Source organism: Mycoplasma sp. CSL10166, from assembly GCF_017116885.1.
Taxonomy (GTDB): Bacteria; Bacillota_I; Bacilli_A; order Mycoplasmatales; family Metamycoplasmataceae; genus Mycoplasmopsis.
Genome location: NZ_JAFIRF010000001.1, coordinates 86,830 through 104,309 on the forward strand (window position 1 = coordinate 86,830; position 17,480 = coordinate 104,309).

The 17,480-nt window shown below is 27.9% G+C and carries 15 protein-coding genes and 8 tRNA genes; 4 read left to right on the forward strand and 19 right to left on the reverse strand.

What is annotated here, in order from left to right; genetic code table 4:
- Positions 1–68 precede the first annotated feature (68 nt).
- From JXZ93_RS00300 to rpmH, 15 genes are all read right to left on the reverse strand, one after another.
- Positions 69–144: transfer RNA gene (locus tag JXZ93_RS00300), tRNA-Phe, on the reverse strand.
- Between the two features lie 5 nt (positions 145–149).
- Positions 150–226: transfer RNA gene (locus tag JXZ93_RS00305), tRNA-Asp, on the reverse strand.
- A gap of 3 nt (positions 227–229) precedes the next feature.
- Positions 230–306: transfer RNA gene (locus JXZ93_RS00310), tRNA-Met, on the reverse strand.
- Between the two features lie 26 nt (positions 307–332).
- Positions 333–425 (reverse strand) — tRNA-Ser (locus JXZ93_RS00315).
- A gap of 7 nt (positions 426–432) precedes the next feature.
- Positions 433–508 (reverse strand) — tRNA-Ile (locus JXZ93_RS00320).
- Positions 509–537: 29 nt separating this feature from the next.
- A tRNA-Met gene (locus JXZ93_RS00325) sits at positions 538–614 on the reverse strand.
- A 5-nt stretch (positions 615–619) separates the two neighbouring features.
- A tRNA-Ala gene (locus tag JXZ93_RS00330) sits at positions 620–696 on the reverse strand.
- A 5-nt stretch (positions 697–701) separates the two neighbouring features.
- Positions 702–778, reverse strand: a tRNA-Pro gene (locus JXZ93_RS00335).
- A gap of 254 nt (positions 779–1,032) precedes the next feature.
- On the reverse strand, positions 1,033–1,701 hold the full coding sequence (gene pgmB / locus JXZ93_RS00340; protein ID WP_205852404.1) for a beta-phosphoglucomutase: 669 nt from the start codon (positions 1,699–1,701) through the stop codon (positions 1,033–1,035).
- A complete protein-coding gene (locus tag JXZ93_RS00345) occupies positions 1,694–4,078 on the reverse strand; it encodes a glycosyl hydrolase family 65 protein (RefSeq protein WP_205852405.1) in 2,385 nt (794 codons plus the stop codon). Before JXZ93_RS00345 ends, pgmB begins: the two co-directional genes overlap by 8 nt.
- A 1-nt stretch (position 4,079) precedes the next feature.
- Positions 4,080–5,735, reverse strand: a complete 1,656-nt coding sequence (locus JXZ93_RS00350; RefSeq protein WP_205852406.1) for an alpha-amylase family glycosyl hydrolase — start codon at positions 5,733–5,735, stop codon at positions 4,080–4,082.
- Positions 5,735–7,750, reverse strand: coding sequence for an alpha-amylase family glycosyl hydrolase (locus JXZ93_RS04040; protein ID WP_205852407.1), 2,016 nt, complete (start codon positions 7,748–7,750; stop codon positions 5,735–5,737). Before JXZ93_RS04040 ends, JXZ93_RS00350 begins: the two co-directional genes overlap by 1 nt.
- 194 nt (positions 7,751–7,944) lie before the next feature.
- The gene (yidC, locus tag JXZ93_RS04045) at positions 7,945–9,993 is read right to left on the reverse strand and encodes a membrane protein insertase YidC (protein ID WP_205852408.1); all 2,049 of its coding nucleotides are present in this window, start codon (positions 9,991–9,993) and stop codon (positions 7,945–7,947) included.
- Positions 9,983–10,312 (reverse strand): ribonuclease P protein component, encoded by a 330-nt coding sequence (rnpA, locus tag JXZ93_RS00365; RefSeq protein WP_205852139.1) that lies wholly within the window; start codon positions 10,310–10,312, stop codon positions 9,983–9,985. Before rnpA ends, yidC begins: the two co-directional genes overlap by 11 nt.
- Before the next feature lie 13 nt (positions 10,313–10,325).
- Entirely contained in the window at positions 10,326–10,472 is a 147-nt protein-coding gene (gene rpmH / locus JXZ93_RS00370; protein ID WP_205852138.1) for a 50S ribosomal protein L34, read from the reverse strand.
- Positions 10,473–10,712: 240 nt separating this feature from the next.
- On the opposite strand from rpmH, the gene JXZ93_RS00375 reads away from it, so the two are divergent.
- Positions 10,713–11,555: an HAD family hydrolase gene (locus tag JXZ93_RS00375; protein WP_205852409.1), complete on the forward strand. Its 843-nt coding sequence runs from the start codon at positions 10,713–10,715 to the stop codon at positions 11,553–11,555.
- 9 nt (positions 11,556–11,564) lie between these two features.
- Positions 11,565–12,230, forward strand: a complete 666-nt coding sequence (locus JXZ93_RS00380) for a PQ-loop domain-containing transporter (protein WP_205852410.1) — start codon at positions 11,565–11,567, stop codon at positions 12,228–12,230.
- A 22-nt stretch (positions 12,231–12,252) separates the two neighbouring features.
- Here the strand turns inward: JXZ93_RS00380 and JXZ93_RS00385 are convergent, their stop codons facing one another.
- The 4 genes from JXZ93_RS00385 to def are packed head-to-tail and all read right to left on the reverse strand — an operon-like array spanning position 12,253 to position 15,587.
- Entirely contained in the window at positions 12,253–12,804 is a 552-nt protein-coding gene (locus tag JXZ93_RS00385) for a DJ-1/PfpI family protein (RefSeq protein WP_205852411.1), read from the reverse strand.
- Position 12,805: 1 nt separating this feature from the next.
- Positions 12,806–13,732, reverse strand: a complete 927-nt coding sequence (locus JXZ93_RS00390) for an MSC_0882 family membrane protein (RefSeq protein WP_205852134.1) — start codon at positions 13,730–13,732, stop codon at positions 12,806–12,808.
- Positions 13,733–13,741: 9 nt separating this feature from the next.
- Positions 13,742–14,998: a hypothetical protein gene (locus tag JXZ93_RS00395; RefSeq protein ID WP_205852412.1), complete on the reverse strand. Its 1,257-nt coding sequence runs from the start codon at positions 14,996–14,998 to the stop codon at positions 13,742–13,744.
- Between the two features lie 25 nt (positions 14,999–15,023).
- Positions 15,024–15,587: a peptide deformylase gene (def, locus tag JXZ93_RS00400; protein WP_205852132.1), complete on the reverse strand. Its 564-nt coding sequence runs from the start codon at positions 15,585–15,587 to the stop codon at positions 15,024–15,026.
- A gap of 75 nt (positions 15,588–15,662) precedes the next feature.
- On the opposite strand from def, the gene plsY reads away from it, so the two are divergent.
- Positions 15,663–16,391, forward strand: coding sequence for a glycerol-3-phosphate 1-O-acyltransferase PlsY (gene plsY / locus JXZ93_RS00405; RefSeq protein WP_205852413.1), 729 nt, complete (start codon positions 15,663–15,665; stop codon positions 16,389–16,391).
- Positions 16,392–16,484: 93 nt separating this feature from the next.
- The gene (locus JXZ93_RS00410) at positions 16,485–17,384 is read left to right on the forward strand and encodes an ROK family protein (RefSeq protein ID WP_205852414.1); all 900 of its coding nucleotides are present in this window, start codon (positions 16,485–16,487) and stop codon (positions 17,382–17,384) included.
- The last annotated feature ends 96 nt before the right edge of the window (positions 17,385–17,480 follow it).

The window sequence follows — 17,480 nt, forward strand, 5'->3', positions numbered from 1 at the left end:
TTATAAAATAAAAAAATAACTCTATTTTATAAGCTAAAATGTAGCTTCCAAAATAGAGTTATTTTGAATGGTGGCCCCGGCAGGAATCGAACCAGCGACACACAGAGCTTCAATCTGTTGCTCTACCAACTGAGCTACAGGGCCATAAATGGCGGTCCAGACGGGGATCGAACCCGCGTTCTCCTCCGTGACAGGGAGGCGTATTAAACCACTTTACCACTGGACCATTTGGTTGCGGAGACAGGACTCGAACCTGTGACCTTCGGGTTATGAGCCCGACGAGCTACCAAACTGCTCCACTCCGCGATATAAAAATTAATAAACTATAAAAATGGCGGGTGATGAGGGATTCGAACCCCCGCGGGCCGTGAAGCCCCTGGCAGTTTTCAAGACTGCTCCCTTCAGCCGGACTTGGGTAATCACCCATTTTATTGGTGGACCTAACAGGACTCGAACCTGTAACCAACCGGTTATGAGCCGGTTGCTCTAACCATTGAGCTATAGGTCCAATAAATATAATGGATTTATAGTTATTTTTGGTAGCACCGAAGAGAGTCGAACTCTTGACCTTCCGGGTATGAACCGGATGCTCTAACCAACTGAGCTACAGTGCCATATATGGTGGAGAGTATGGGATTCGAACCCACCACCTCCTGCGTGCAAGGCAGGCGCTCTAGCCAAATGAGCTAACCCCCCATAAATGGTGAAGAAGACAGGATTTGAACCTGCGACCACTACAGCCCAAATGTAGTGCTCTACCAAGCTGAGCTACTTCTCCAACTTATTTTTTAGGCTATAGTATTATACTACAAAAAAAGAATTTGTAAAAAATTAATTATTTTTTTGTAGTAAGTATAGTATAACATAAATTTATCTTTTTTATAAGTTAATTTATAAAAATATTTAATTGAGCAATATTATTATAATATAAAAAATTAAATGATGATATTTTTTATTAAATATTTTCGATAGTTTATAAAATTTAATTAATTTATTAAAAAATCAAGATATCTAGTATCCTGATTTTTAGTTTTATTTTAATTTAATAATTGTTTGAAAATCTAACTCTGAAGTTGATTTGTAGATTGTATCGGCTTTTGAAAAATCTTCAGATGATCCGTGTGTAATAGCTACAGCATACATGTTTGCATCTTTAATACCTTGAATACCCGCTGGAGCATCTTCAAATCCAATACATTGATCCACTGATAAATTAACACCTTTAGCTGCTTGAATAAAGATATCCGGTGCAGGTTTTCCGTTTTTAACATCCCCAGGATAAACGATAAAATCAAACATTTCTTTGATTCCTAATTTATCTAAAATTGTAGGTGCATTATAACTACTTGAAGCAATTGATAATTTAATTCCTGCATCTTTAGCATCTGTTAAGAACTTACCTATCCCTGGTAATAATGATTCTTTATTAATTTCTGTAGATAATAAAACTTTATATAAATCATTTTTTCTTGTTGCGATATCATTCATTTCTGATTCTGATAGTACAAGATCAGGTTTTTTCATTTTGATAATTGCTTTAAGTGTATCTAATCTTGGTAAACCTCTTAATTTTTCATTATCATCATTTGTATAATCAATCCCAAATTCCTTAACTATTTCTCTTCATGCTTTAAAGTGTAAAACTGCTGTATCAGTAATAACACCGTCTAAGTCAAAAATAAATCCTTTAATTTTAGTCATTTTTTACCTCGAATAATGTTGGTTTATTTGTAATGTATTCTTTTTTACCATGAACATATATTACACCGTCAAATCTTGATGTACCAATTGTTTTAATACTAAATTGTGTTTTTTCTAGAATAACTTCAAATAATGTTCCTTGATATTTAAATCTATATGTTAGTCCTGATCATGCTTTAGGTAAAATTGGATCTAAATGTAATTTATCATCATGTCAATCAAGTCCACCGAATCCAAACACTATCATTTGGTAGATTGCTGCTAATGAACCTGCATGAATTCCGGCATTTGAAGTATGCATTGCTGGACCTAAATCTATATTAATTCCATATTTAAAAATATCATAAGCTTTATCAATTTTTTTAAGCCTTGCTGCTTCAATTGCGTATGTTGCAGGAGATAATGATGAATCATGTGTTGTAAGTGGTTCGTAGTAATTAAAGTTTGCTTCACGAACCTCTTTTGAATATAGGTGTGGCAATATGTTTGTTAGTAAAACTACGTCTGCTTGTTTTACTAATTGAGATGATAAACGTTTAATACCTTCTGTAGTGTTAAATAGTTTTTTACCAGCATCTCCAAGCATTTGGAATGGTAAAACATCTATTTTAGGTAATTTTAAGAATTGATCATTTTCTGCAATAATTAAATCTTGATTTGGTTTTTGTTGAACTAACTTTTCAGAAACCTCTTTTAATTTTGAAACATTAATTGCGTACGGTATTTTTTGTTTGATAGATGCTCACACATATGGTTTTTTAGCTTTTAAGTATTTTATGTATTTTAATGCTAAGTCAATGTTTTGTTTTGCGAACATATTGATGTATGCATTATTGTCTATGTTACCTTTGTATTCGTTAGGACCCATAACATCTTTAATTTCATAACTTCCATCTGGTTGAAGTTCGGCTCTATGTTGATAGAAAATGGCTGTATCGATAATCATTTCGAATCCCATTTTTTCCATAAATTTCTCATCTTTAGTTACATTATAGTATTGGTTAACTGCATAAGCAACGTCTGCGGAAACGTGAATTTCTTGACGTCTTGAAGCGATAGGAACTTGTTTACCTGTAGCAACATCTGCTTGACCTCAATATGGACACACTTCTCCCTCAGTAGGTCACGCCATTTCTCAAGGGAATTGCGCACCTAATAAGTTGCTTTCTTCTTCACGTTCCTTAACTTCTTTTGCTTTAGCACGAGCTCCTTGAATACCTTTATATCTATATGTTAATAAGTTTTTAACAATTTTTGGTTCATTAAATAAGTAAATAGGATTAATAAAGAATTCTGTATCTCAATATGTGTGTCCTTGGTAACCTTCTCCAGAAAGTCCTTTTGCACCTACATTCATATTTGTTGAATGTCTTGGGACAAAACCGTTTAAGTGGAAAATACCAAAATCTAAAGCAAGTGAATCGTATTTACTTTCTTCGTTTTCACCTTTGATTTGAACGTAGAATTGTTTTCAAACTCTTTCATCCATTGTGTTAATTGATGCTTCTTTTAAGTTATCGTATGTTTGAGCTAAAAGTTCAGCATGTTTAAGGTTTGCGTTTTCTTTAACAATATCATGTTTAAGTAAGAATTTTTTACCATCTACACTTGTGTGGACTGACATAAGTTTTTCTAAAACAATAATATCACCCGGTTTTACATCGACATTAATTTTAAATCCGACATAACGACGTTGCATTTCTACAACATAATCGTCATGTCCACCTTTTATACGTTTACCATTAACAAATAATCTAGTAATCATATTGTGAACAGCAAGTTTTTTAGATAAAGTTGTTTCTTGTTCCATTTGCAATGATTCGGTAGTAGGTCTTGCTTTTTTACCTTCCCCAAAGTGTTGAGTACCACTATTTGTTACTTGACCGTTAATCGCAGGTTTAAGAGTAAGTTTAACAGAATTGTTTTCTGGTGTTTCTAAAACTTTGATTGTAATTTTTTGTCCGTATACATTTGCATCTGCGTTTGAAACAAAACGCTCAAAATTGAATTCAAATTTTCCGCTTCCTCTTTTTGCGACTACAGTTCTTTTTAAATATCCTTCACGAATGTAAAGTGTTTTTGAATATTCATCTCTATTTTTAAGATCAAATTGTAAGCCGTTCATAAAAATAGGAGTAGTCATTAAATCTGCTAAATTAGCTAATTCTGATACATCATCTTTTGTATCTTTATTGAACATACCGTTAACGAAAAAATCTTCTTTGTTATATGAAGCTTTTTCTTCATCGGCACTTCTTATACCCATATAACCGTTACCTAAAGCAAAAATACTTTCTGTTTTAGCGGTTACATTACGATCAAATTTAACTTGTGTAACTGTTTTATTTTCTAAATCATATTTTAAAAAGTCTTTCATTTTAAACCTCTTTCTTGGCTAATAATATTGATTCAAATGGTCTCAACGTATTAGCAACTATTTTGTTATCTTTATATGAAGATAAAAGCTGTGTATATCCCTTTAATTCTTCATCTAAAATTAATTCTTTGTTTGTAATATTTAATATAGCAATTAATTCTTGTTCTTCAAATTTTCTTGTAATTTTTGCTACTCCAGTTGATAATAATTCTATTTTTGAAGTACCGTCAACTAAAACATCATGAAATTTATCTTTACGCATCGAAATTAATTCTTTATAAAAGTAAAAAATACTATTTTTATCATCCAAAGCATCTTTAACATTAATTTCTTTTTGGCTTCTACCTAAAATAAATCATGGTTTATTACCTTTATTAAACCCAGCGTTTATTGAATTATCTCATTGCATTAGTGAACGACCAGCATCACGAGAATTTATATTTAAATATTTTATAAATTCACTTTCACTATAAACTTTTTTCTGGTCCACTAAATCTGCAAATCCGTTAGCAACGTCCACGTCTCTAAATTCATCTCTATTTGCAAAATGTGTATTTAATAGACCTATTTCTTCTCCATAATAAATACATGGAATACCTTTTAAGGTCATTAGCATTAAAGCGTGAGATTTTGCAGATTCCTCTCTAAAAATAGATTCATCACCTCAACGAGAAATACTACGTGAAGTGTCATGATTTGATAAGAAGTTAGTAAACATTTCAGGTTTAATTTTTTCATTATGTTGGAAAGGTTGTTGTTGATAAACAAATTGTTTGTAATCTCAGTTTGCATCAAAACCATTTCTTCCGGTCTTGTTGCTTCAACCAATTCATCATCATGAGAAATTGTAGTAGTTTTGAGAAACTTTTGATTCTCCATCACCGTATTTTAATAATTCTTCCGCAGTAATACCACTTGCTTCACCTAAAGTGAAAGCGTCAGGTTTATCAAAGAAAGCTTGTTGATTGAACGCTTTTAAATAATCAACTGCACCATCACATCATGCAAAATATGGGTTTGCATTAACATCATCAAATGTCTTTGCAACGTGTTTAATTGCATCTAATCTAAATCCGCGAACACCTAAATCATATCAGAAGTTAATAACATCAACCATAGCCTTAATTGTGTCTGGATGTGCTCAATTTAAGTCTACTTGTTCTTTTGAAAATAAGTGGAAATAATATCTATTTACACTAGGAACAAATTCTCATGCAGAACCACCAAAAATGCTTTGAGCTTTCTTTTCTTCGTCATTTAATTTATCTCTTCAAATAAAATAATTGTGTTCTATGTTATCTCTAGATTCTATTGCTTTCTTAAATCAATCATGTTCATTTGAAACATGATTTAAAACAATATCCATTATAATGTCAATTCCTAATTCTTTTGCCTTAGTAGCCATTTCTTTAAAGTCTTCTAAAGTTCCGAATTGTTTTCATACTGACTTATAATCTAAAACATCATAACCAGCATCTACGAAATTTGTTTCGTATGTTGGTGTTAATCATATACTATCAATTCCTAATTCTTTTAAGTAGTCTAACTTTTCTGTAATTCCTTTTAAGTCACCGTCTCCGTCATTATTAGAATCATAAAATGATCTAGGAAAAATTTGATATATAACTCTATCTTTTAATTTAATTACATTTTTCATTATGCTCTCCTTAATAATATTGAAGAATTTTTATCTAAAATTCCTTTTTTAAATTTTATTCTTGAATTAAATAATATTTTGTCGCCATCATTTAATTTGTAATTAATTTCTTGGTTCGAAAAGTTATGTATTACTTCTATTGTTTCATTATTTAGTGAAATTGTAAAACTTAAAATCCCTTTTTGAATATTTGTTTTTGTAAATTTTAATGATTTATTAATTTCTTCGTTTGTTGCTAATCTAAAGAATTTTGTTTTATTTCTAAAGTTATTTATTTTTTTGAAGAAGTCATATATAAACTCTTTAACACCTTCTTTATCAAGATGTTCTCATTTGATAGCATTTACATAATCTGTTGTTTTGTATGAGTTTGGATGATACGAATTTTTGTCTGGTTTTTCATTAAAATCATCATACTCTGAAACTTTACATTTAAACCCTTCTTCACCAGAGTAATCACACGGCTTGCTTTGTAATAATTCGGTACCAGCTAAAATAAATTGTCTTCCTTGGGTGAAAGTGGTCATCATTAAAGCTTGACGATAAGTTTCTATACGTTCTATAAAAGTTAAATTAGTAGTAGTTGTATTAATTTTGTCTCAAAGTGTCATACCGTCATGACAAGCAGCGTAGGCTAAATTTGTTGCTATATCATCTGAATATAAAACATATTTTTCGCGTGAGTGTTTTGCGTTGCCGAAATTAAAATCTTTAATACCACCAACAATCGATGTAACGTATCTTTTAAATAGTGTTTTATCATATTTGGATATTAATCCTGGTTTAAAATCATTGTGTTCGTATCCTTTAATCGCGTCTCTAAGAGAATCGTTAAAGTAACCAAATCCAATATTATTTGATTTTACTCCTTTAATATATGAATCCTTAAATTTTAAATCAGAGAATGGTCAAGCTTCTCCGTGTAAAATTATATTAGGATTAATTTTACGTAATTCTTTAGCAATATAATCGATTGTTTCGTTGTGATGGAATGATGAAAGATCAAATCTAAAACCATCAATATTAAAATATTTAACAAAATACTTTAAAGAATCCACCATTATTTTTCTAACCATATAACGCTCATCTGCTAAAGGCGCATAATTAACAGGAGTTATTTTAGCGTTATCTCTATAATAATATCCTGGAAGTATATTATCATAAATAGAATTAGTCATCATGTGATTATAAACAACATCCATAATAACCCCAACACCATTATTGTGGGCATCTTGAACTAATTTTTTAAGTTCTTTAATTCTAGCGTGTGGGTCATCAGGATTTGAAGAATAAATTCCGTTGATTGTAAAGTAATTATGCGGATCATAACCTCAATTGTAATTTGTTGTTCATCCTTTACCTTCACCTTTTTTGTATATCTTTGTTTCGTTGTCATTAACGGTGTAAGCAGATTGAATAGGCAATAATTGAACGTGTGTAATTCCTAGGTCTTTTACGTATCTAAATAAATTGTGTTCTCTCAATGCATTAAATGTTCCGAGTCTGGATTTAAAATCTTTTTGATTTAAAGCGCTTGTGAAATCACGAACATGTAATTCATAAATACTTGCATCTACGTGATTATTTTTTCTTCAAATTAGTTTTTTTGGTTTGTTTCCATTTTTGTCTGAATTAATATTAAGTAAAATACCTTTTCCAACTTTTGTTTCTTCACCTTTTCAGTCAAAAGAAGCCAACGAATAAGCGTAAGGGTCTAACGCGTAGGTTTCGCTTTCGTTACTATGGGTAATTTTAAATTGATATAAGAAATTTTCATATTCGAGTGGTAACTCAAATTTTCAAATTACTTTTTCTTTAGTTCCTTGTAATGTATTTATTATTTTTTCTTTATCGTTTTTGTCGAAAATTAATAATTCTACATTTTTAGCAATTGGTTGCCAAATCTTAACTTGAATTAGATTGTTTTTAAATAAAACACCTAAATCATTTTTTTGATATGAATATTCTTTATCGAAATTTATGTAGAATTTGCTTGATTTATTTCTTAAATTCATAGTGATAGTATTATATAAAATAAGCGTTTTTAGCATTAAATTTTGTTTAAATTCTTGATATATCAACAAAGCAAAAAATAGCGTAAAAATAAGTATTTTGTTAGTTAAAATTTGCATTTATTTTATATATATTTTTTAATAAATTTTTATGATTTTGCATATAAAAAATGACTAAGCATTTGCTAAAGTCATTTTTATGATTTTCTAGCTAGTTTTTTAGAATATTTTTCTTTAAACCATTTTGTTTTCTTAAGTTTGTGTAATGAAAGAACTTCAAGCATTTGTCATAATCCACCGAATAATCAATAAATTTGAACACCAACTCCGAACATAATTGTAATAATTGCGAACACCGCGACCATAATTTTTTGAGTTTTTTCTGATTTTTTAAGCGCGTTCTTTTCTGAGATTGTTGTAGTTCTTTTGAATTTTTTTCTATTTAAGAATTGTGGTAATAATTGAGAAAGTATTTGGATTGCTATAGTTAGTACTAAAATTCATAGATAACTAAAGTCTCCACCCATAACTTTTTGGAATGAAACTGAAGAGAAGTTTAATCCTAATCAAACTGTATCTTTAATTTCAGGAATACCTTGAATAACCCTTCACATAGCAAGGAAAATAGGCATTGATATTAATAAACTACCAAATTGATCTAAAGGATTAATATTGTATTTTGCATATAGTGCTTGAATTTCTTGGTTTTTTCTCATTTTCATTTGTTTATTTTTTTCAAAACCTTGATATTTAGCTTCTATTGCCGCTTTTTTATATCTTAATCCTTCTTGTAATGATTGTGACATTTTAGTTTTAAAAGTTAATGCTAATGCTATTAATCTTGTTAAAACCAATGAAATAACAATGGCGATAATTGCTTCTCACCCTTTTAAATCAGGTAGTGATTGTTGTAATGATTGCACAACAACTGATAATGGATAAACTATTAAACCATAGAATGGTCCATATTCTCACGATTGTGCTCAATTAGAAATAGGTTGTAAAGGATAATCACCTCTAAACAATAATTCTTTATTAATAACGTTTAATTTTGATTCTTCAAAATTATACTTATTAATATTAGAAGAAATAATTTTAGATTGTTCTACACTTTTTGGGTCGTTTTTATCTTTTCTTTTTTCTACAAATCCTAAAGAATTTAGATAATTAAGCATTGTTTCTTGGTACATTCTAATTAATGTTAATTCCGGTTGAGAAACTTCAAATAAAGTTTCATCACTATCTTGAGCAACTATTACTTTTTTGTCGTCTTTTATTAAACTTTTAAAATATTCTGATACTGATGTGAAGTCTTCGTCGTTAATTTTATTTATTGTATATTTATTTAAATCACTTAAAAATTTACTATTTTTACCAAATGTATAATTATAAAATTCTTGTAAAACATCTCTAGCAAACATAAAGTTTGCAACTGTAATTTTATCGTTTACGTTTGTAATATTTTTGTCTTTTTCATTGTAGTTATTTACTAATTGTAAACCACTAATAAAGTTAACTGATAAGTTTCCTTTACTATCAACATTGTAAACATCTTTTTGTATTGTTTTTTTACCATCTGCAGATTTTACATCTATTTTATGTTTCTTTACATCAATATATGGAATAGCGGTATTAGGTAAAAATCTTAGCAATACAATATCATCAATATCGTTTACATATTTATAAGAAGTTGAGTTAGCAGATTTAAATAAATATCTACCATTTTTTTCTACAATAAATCTATTGTTATTATCTTTTTGGCTTTCAATATTAATAGCGGATAAGAATATTTTTTGACCATTAGTTTCGACACCGTATTGACCACCGTTTTCTGTGGTTTGTTCTCTTAATTTAGATAAAATTTCTCTATCATTAACATAGATGTTTTTATCAGCATTTTGTTCTAATATTTGTAGCTTTGATATTTCTAATTTTTTTTCTGTATCGTTTCCGTCATTGTCAACTAAAGGTAATGTTGTTGTTTTTTCATTACCATATTCACGTTCTTTGAATGTATTAACTCTAGGTGCAATATCATTTTTATTTGTGAAAAATTCTATACCGTTACCAACGGTTGTTGAATTTTTCAAAACAAATGATTGAATACAACCTGTCATAGTTAGACCAAAAATTAAAAGATATAAAATGATTTTCATTCATTTAAAAAAACCTTTTTTAGCTTTTTCTTTTTTTTCGTCCGAACTATTGTTATTGTTTCTAAAATAATTAAAGTTATTATTTTTCATTTTTTCTAAATCTTTCAAATAATTTTTGTATTTCTACTTTTTTAATAGAAAAAGGAGAGTTACAAAACTCTTTTCTTGCAATAATAACAAAATCATAATTTAAATCATACGGATTTAAATTATTTATTATTGCCTTGAGTTGTCTTTTATTAAAATTACGACCAACAGCATTTTCAAATTTTTTAGGTATTGTTATACCCATTTTAAAAGAATTACTTTTCTTGTAGTATAAAACAATATATTTATTATGTAATGAATTGTTTTTACTTATTATTTCTTGAAAATCCCAATTCTTTTTTAGTCGATATATTTTTTTCATGTTGGTGCTTTTATTATTTGTCAGAAACTGTTAAATGTTTTCTACCTTTAGCTCTTCTAGCAGCTAATACTTTTCTACCATTGGCAGTTTTCATTCTTGCTCTAAAACCGTGAACTTTTGCATGTTTTCGTTTATTAGGTTGGTATGTACGTTTGCTCATTTTTCCTCCTTATTTAGATTATAATATTTAAGCGTATTTATATTATACAATAATTTAATTTATACATTAACTAATAATTATTATTGTTTAAAAGTTATAATAGTAATATTAATTCATTAAAAAAACATCTAAGTTTGTGTCTTGTTTATTAAGTTTTATTTTTTAATTTTATAAAAAATACAAATAAATATATATAATTAAAAATGTTTCTTTTTATAAGAAAACGATAGGAGTTTATAAATGAAAAAACTTTTTGCTTTTGATTTGGATGGAACCATTTTAGGTGAAGATAATAGCATTTCAGAATTTAATTTTAATGCTTTGAATTTGTCTAAAAAATCAGGTAATCTAAATGTAATAGCTACTGGAAGAGGTATAAGTAAAGTATTACCTTTATTTAACAAAAATACTATTAATAATTTTGATTATTTTGTGTGTTCTAACGGAGCAGTTATATACGATATAAAAAACGAAAAAACCTTTGTGTTAGGAAAATTAGATAATGCCATATTTGATATTATTAGAGAATACTCAGATGAAAATAAACTAGTATTAACAATAGATTCGTTAGATTATAATTGTACTATTTTACCTGAAAGTAAAATACCTAATTGGCTAAGTAATGAAAATAAAATGGATCTTAATATATTAAACATTTGTAATATACAAGACTTGAAAAATAATATAGAAAATAATAATTTTCATATTGTTCAAATCGCAACTAGAAATCCTAAAAAACTTGCGAAAAAGATAACTAGTGAAATTATTAAGTTGCTTGATAAGTACAAGGTTTCAATTTTTCTAACCAACGGAGTGTATACTGACATTAACCCTTTAGGTGTTAATAAATTAAAGGGTCTTGAAAAAGTTTTAGAATTAGAAGGTTTATCACATAAAAATTTGATTAGTTTTGGTGATAGTGGAAACGATATTGCAATGTTAAAAAATGCTAACTTAAGTTTTGCAATGGGCAACGCAACAGACGATGCAAAGGAAGCCGCAAGTAGAATTATTGGTAAAAATAACACAAATGCAATAGGAGAAACTATCATAGAAATACTAAAATTTAATAATGTGTTATAATTTTGTCCTATGAATTATACAATTGACGTATTATCGTGAATAGCAGCGGTATTTGTGATGATTTTAAGTTTACCGCAGTTAATCAACATCATTAAAACTAAGAAAACAGGGAATATCAATTTTGTTTCGTTTTGAATTTTTCATACCGGAGTATTGATGTGAACATTTTGATCATCATTTGGTAGCGAGAAATTATTTGCAACATTAATTGCTAATTCAGTTTGTTTATTCTTATATACAGTCATGATTGGTTTGTTATATTATTTCAAAAAAGAGTTTAGCTTATTTAGAAAGAAAATAGCATATTTAGGATTATTAATATTTCTATTAGTTTGAACAAGTTTTATAATAATAAGAAATGTTTCTGACTTTAGATGAACCGCAGATGTTCAAACTGCTATGGCATTAATTTTCCCATCATTAACTACATTTGCGTTCTTGCCACAACTAGTTTTTTCTTGAAGACATAAGCATTGAAAAGGTATATCAATTTGAATGTATGTGATTTATGAATTAAATAACTTAGTTTGAATAATTTGATGAATATTATTAATAATATCTTCTGTTGGAGGCGCAGAAGTTGGTCCGTTTATTGGTGGATTAATTTGACAATTAATTTCATTTATCTTATTCGGAACACAATTTATATTTACATTTAAATATAGAAAAAGTTAACATTGCAGAATGTTAACTTTTCTTATTTTCCTATTATAGATTTATAAGTATCTATTGCAGTTTGTTTATCAAAAATTTCTTCAAGAACTTTATATGCTAGTTTTTCAGCGGTCATAGCAGAACTTCCTGTTATAAAATTATTTGATACTACTACATCTGTATCTTCATAATCTTTATTATATCTAAATAATTTACTTCATTCGCTAGGAAAGCTTGTGAATTTAGTATTTTCTGGAATTAAATCATTTTCTTTTAGAGCATTCGGAGCGTCGCAAATTGCTCAAACTAGTTTTTGATTTTTAACAAATTTATTTATCAATTCGTGTGACTTAAAGTTTTTTCTTAAAACTTGCGCACCTTTACCGCCTGGGATAAATATGGCATCGTAATCTTTAAAATCAACTTCATTTAGGATATTATCTATTTTAGCTAAATTTAGTTGTCCGTTAGCGCTTTTGAGTACAGGGTTAAAATAATCAATTTTTTCAAATTTATTTGAACGACTTCAAATTGTTATCGGAGTTACTAATTCTAAGTCATTAAAATTATCTTCAAGTATAACTAATAATTTCATTTTATTTTTTGCCTCTTCTAATAATTCCTCTATATGAAAGATATATTATTAAAACAAGTGGCAATAATACAACTAATATAAATATAATTATATATGTTCTGAATCATGCTTTATTTTCACTTGCTTTTCTTTCTTCAACAAGTTTCATTACAGCTATTGCTGATTCAGCAGTACCAAATTGAGCTTTTACATCTTGAATTCTTTTTTTATCGTATAAAGTAATGAATAAATATAAAGCAAATATTCCAACAAACACACCACCATCAATTGCTAGCAATGTAGTTGTATTTCCAAATGTTGAATCAAGATTTTTCACTAAGTTTAAATATATGTGTAAATTTAGTGAACCATTTGTTTCGCTTTCATTAAAAGGTTGTCCGATAGTTACTTCTTCTATACCAAAATAAAGTGTTATTATTGCTAAGTTAAAAATTAGGAAATAAGTAGTGAAGAAAACGAATATTCATGTAAGCCTTAATGATTTGAGAGTTAATGCTTTGTATAAATCAGCAAACATTGTGCTTGATGCTGCGTCACCGTTAGAATAATTAGATCTGTAATTTTTCTCAACGTTTTTTCAACCTGAAATTTTAATTAAACTTCTAACAGAAACGGAGAATGAAATTAAAAGTACAAATGCAATTAGTACGTATCATCCTATTCCTCTATGAGGATCTTTTGCGGTGTTTAAAAAATAATTTACACCAATTGCAGCTAAAGATAAAAGGAATAATACTCCTCACAAAGTGAAAGAAAGGTATCTTATTCTTTTTTCTTTTTTTATTATCGAATATGTTGATGGATTAAGTTGTTTTTGTGGATCAACAAAAAGAGAACTATTGTTAATTTGTGAAGTTTGTAAATTTACTGGTATCTGACCTGTTTCGATGTTAACAGAATTTGTGTTATTTTGTTTTGGTTTAAACATAATTAAATTTTAGATGGATTTTAAAATTCCACTATTTTCACTTTCTTTATTATTTGATTTAGGGTTTTCATTTTCTATTTTTTCACTAGAATTGTCTTTTTGTTTCTCTCTTTTTTCCAATTCTGAAAATAAAGAGTTAATAACTTTATCAAAGTTTATAATTTTATTTTCTTCTCTTTGGATATTTTTTTCTATGATTTGTGATATTTTACTTGAAAGTTGTTCTTTAGCTTCTGTTGTTAAGTTAGTTGAGAAATTACCTAATATTGATTTAGTTTTATTGTCTAATGAATCTTTAATATATTCATCATATATTTGTGAAATGTTATCAACAAAGTATTGTGTAGCAATTTCTTTTTTCTCATCTTTTGAGGCTGTTACGTATCTAGGATCATCAGATGTAACTTTAGCACGTACTTTTGTAGCTGTTTCATCGTCTATAACATTCATTTGTTTTAATTGTGGTATTTTGTCAAGATTATTTAAAACAATCTTTCTTAATTTAGGATCGTTTAATGTTTCTGTAAACCCTTCCATAACTTTTTCAAATTTTTCTTTAGCATCTTTATTATCAGGGTTATTAATATAATCATTAAACAATTGTTCACCACTAGTCAATACTTGATAAACTGATATTGCAAAATTTCCAATACCGTTAAGGCTAGCCCCCTTACCTCCAGTCATTATTTTGACGGCAACTTGGCTCGCCTTTGATGTGCTGTTGTCTTTTTGGCTTGCACTTAGTAAAACGTTACTAAATAAGAAAATACCAAAAGATGAAGCAATCATATTTGAGGCTCCGGTTATTAATCTCATTGTTGTCTTTGTCACAAAACCTTTTTGTTTGTCAATTCTTTTTCTTCTTTTACGCATTCAAAAGTGAATTGAAAGGGTGATTGAGAAGAAAATACCCCTCAACAATCAGTAGAATAATAAAGCTGCAAATGTAATTACAAAAGGTATTACATCTTTATATTCTTTAAAACGTTCGTTATTTTGCATCAAAGTTGCAGCGGTTATAGAAAATATAATTGTTAATCCGACTGAAGCAATTTTAGCAATAATATATTTTGTTCTCAATCACATACCAACAACAAAAGATATTGCAAAAAGCGCAATAATAACAATTGGTATTATATATGTTAAGCTAGGTACATCTAACTTCGTAAAAAACGAGTTAATTTTTTCTAAAATTTGTGATATCGCGTCTTTACTTTTTTCTGAAGAACTATTTTCAGAAAAGTAACTAACGTAGTTTAAGTTCATTTGTATTCCTCTCCATATAATTTGTCTATAAATAAGTAGATTTTTTAAGTTTTTTTCAAGGTTCTTTTTTCTTTAGACGATCGATAAAAAGCATACCGTTTAAGTGATCTAATTCATGTTGAAAAACAATAGCTAAATAATCTGTAACTTCATATCTTAAAAATTTCTTTTCGAAGTAACTATAAGCATCAACTATTATTCTTTTACTTCTATGTACATAACCTGCTTGATTTGGTCATTCTTCAGGAACAGATAAACAACCTTCACCTTCGCTTAGTGCTACTAATTCTTTACTTTTAAAAACAACTTTCGGATTAAAAAGTACATCTTTAAAAATAACTTTTTCTTTTTCATCTTTTATAAAAATATAAAAAGCATTTTTTAGAATTCCATATTGAACTGCAGCAACACCTACACCAGGTCTAAATTTTGTTCCTTCTGTTTGTGAATCATCGATATGGTAAATCATTTGCTCTGCTAATTTTATGTTTTCGTTAGAAAGCGGTAATTCTACATCTAAGGAATTTTTCCTTAAAACCTTATCTGGTAATTCAACTATTTTTACATCAAATTGTTTTTGTTCATTCATAGTATTTATTATATAATTAATTACAGAAAAATTAAATATATAATTTATATAATTACACTTTTAAAAGGGAGAAAAATGGAAATTTATTTATCTATATTAACTAATTTGCTTTTTGTTGTGATTGGTTATTTGGTCGGCTCAATTAATTTATCTATATTATTAGGTAAATATTTTTTCAAAAAAGATTTACGCGAATTTAACTCTAAAAATGCCGGTTCTACTAATGCTAGACGTGTATATGGTAAATTTTTTGGTACTTTTATTTTAGTTGTAGATATTTTAAAACCTATAATTGTGATATTGTTATCATACGGAATATCTAAGCTTATAAACAATAGCATAAAAATTAATTTAGAAGTTTCAAACACATTTGAAAGTTCGAATAAGATTTACAATGAATTAATTTTAATCCCTACATTTGGTGGTTTTGCGGTTGTGTTAGGTCACGTTTTTCCTGTTTTTCATAAATTTAAAGGCGGAAAAGGGGTCGCAAATTTTGTTGGTTTAATGTTAAGTATAAATGTAATTTCCTTTTTGGTTTTTGTTGTTATATATTTTTTAGTTTTATATATTAAAAAATATGTTTCAGTAGCAAGCATTAGTGCATCAATTTCTTCTAGTGTGGTACTTTTTATTCCATGAATTATTACCGGAGAACTTGGTATTTTTAATAACATTTCAGGTATAAATTATTATTTTATAATTCCATTAATTTCTTTATTTTTAGCTTCATTAATAACTTACTCTCATAAGCCAAATATTTTAAGAATCAAAAATAAAACAGAACCAAAAATTAACTTTTAGACCCGTATACTTTAATTTTGTGGATAATTATAATTGCATTTATATGCAATTATTTTTAATTAAATAAATATAATAACAATATATAATATTAATATGAATTATACGAAATATGCAACAGTAGATGTTGGTGGAACAAATGTGCGTTTTGCCTTATTCGATAAAGATGCCAAAATATTGATGAAAAATAAAACACAAACAAATATTAATAGTGCTGAAATTACATGCGATTGAATAATCGATCAAGTTAATAAATATAGTATTGAACACCTTGCTTTATGTATACCTGGGCCTAGCGATTATAAAAATGGTATTGTTTTAAAAAGCCCTAATTTATTAGGTTCTTGAGTTAACTTTGATGTTAAAAATTACTTATTATCTAAAACTAACTTAAAGTCAATTGTCTTTGAAAACGACGCAAATGCTATGGCTTTAGCAAATCATAATAAATATACTAAAGATGTCAATGTTAGTCAATTCTTCACAATTAGTACTGGTTTTGGTGCGGGTTTAGTTATAAATGATAAAATTTATCATGGTAATAATTATTATGCTCAAGAAATTGCACAAATACCTGTATCGACAACAAATTTTAGCGAAAAACATCGTTTAATAAATGATTATGCATTAGAATTGCACTGTTCAGGCAGTGGAATAGCAACAAAAGCTCAATTTTATAAGATTGCTAATAATGCAAAAGAAGTTTTCGAATTAGAATCAACTAACGAAATTGCTAAAAAAATAATTTTTGAAGCAAAAGACGCATTAACAAGAATGTTTGCAATTAGTGCAGGAATTATTGCTCCCCAAGTTTTCTTTGTTGGTGGTAGCCTAGCTTTAGCAAACAAAAAATTTGTTATAGATGCATTTGAAGAAGCTAAAAAGATTAGTGATTTTAACCATTTTAATAATGTTGAATTAGTTTTTGATGAAATGGGAGACGATTCTGCACTAATAGGATTATATTACTTGATTAACCAAAATACATTGTCTTAATGTATTTTTTTAATATAGTACTATTTGATGTATCAAGTTAAAAAAAATAGATAATATATGATGGGGAAATTTTCTAAAATTGCCTATAATTAATAA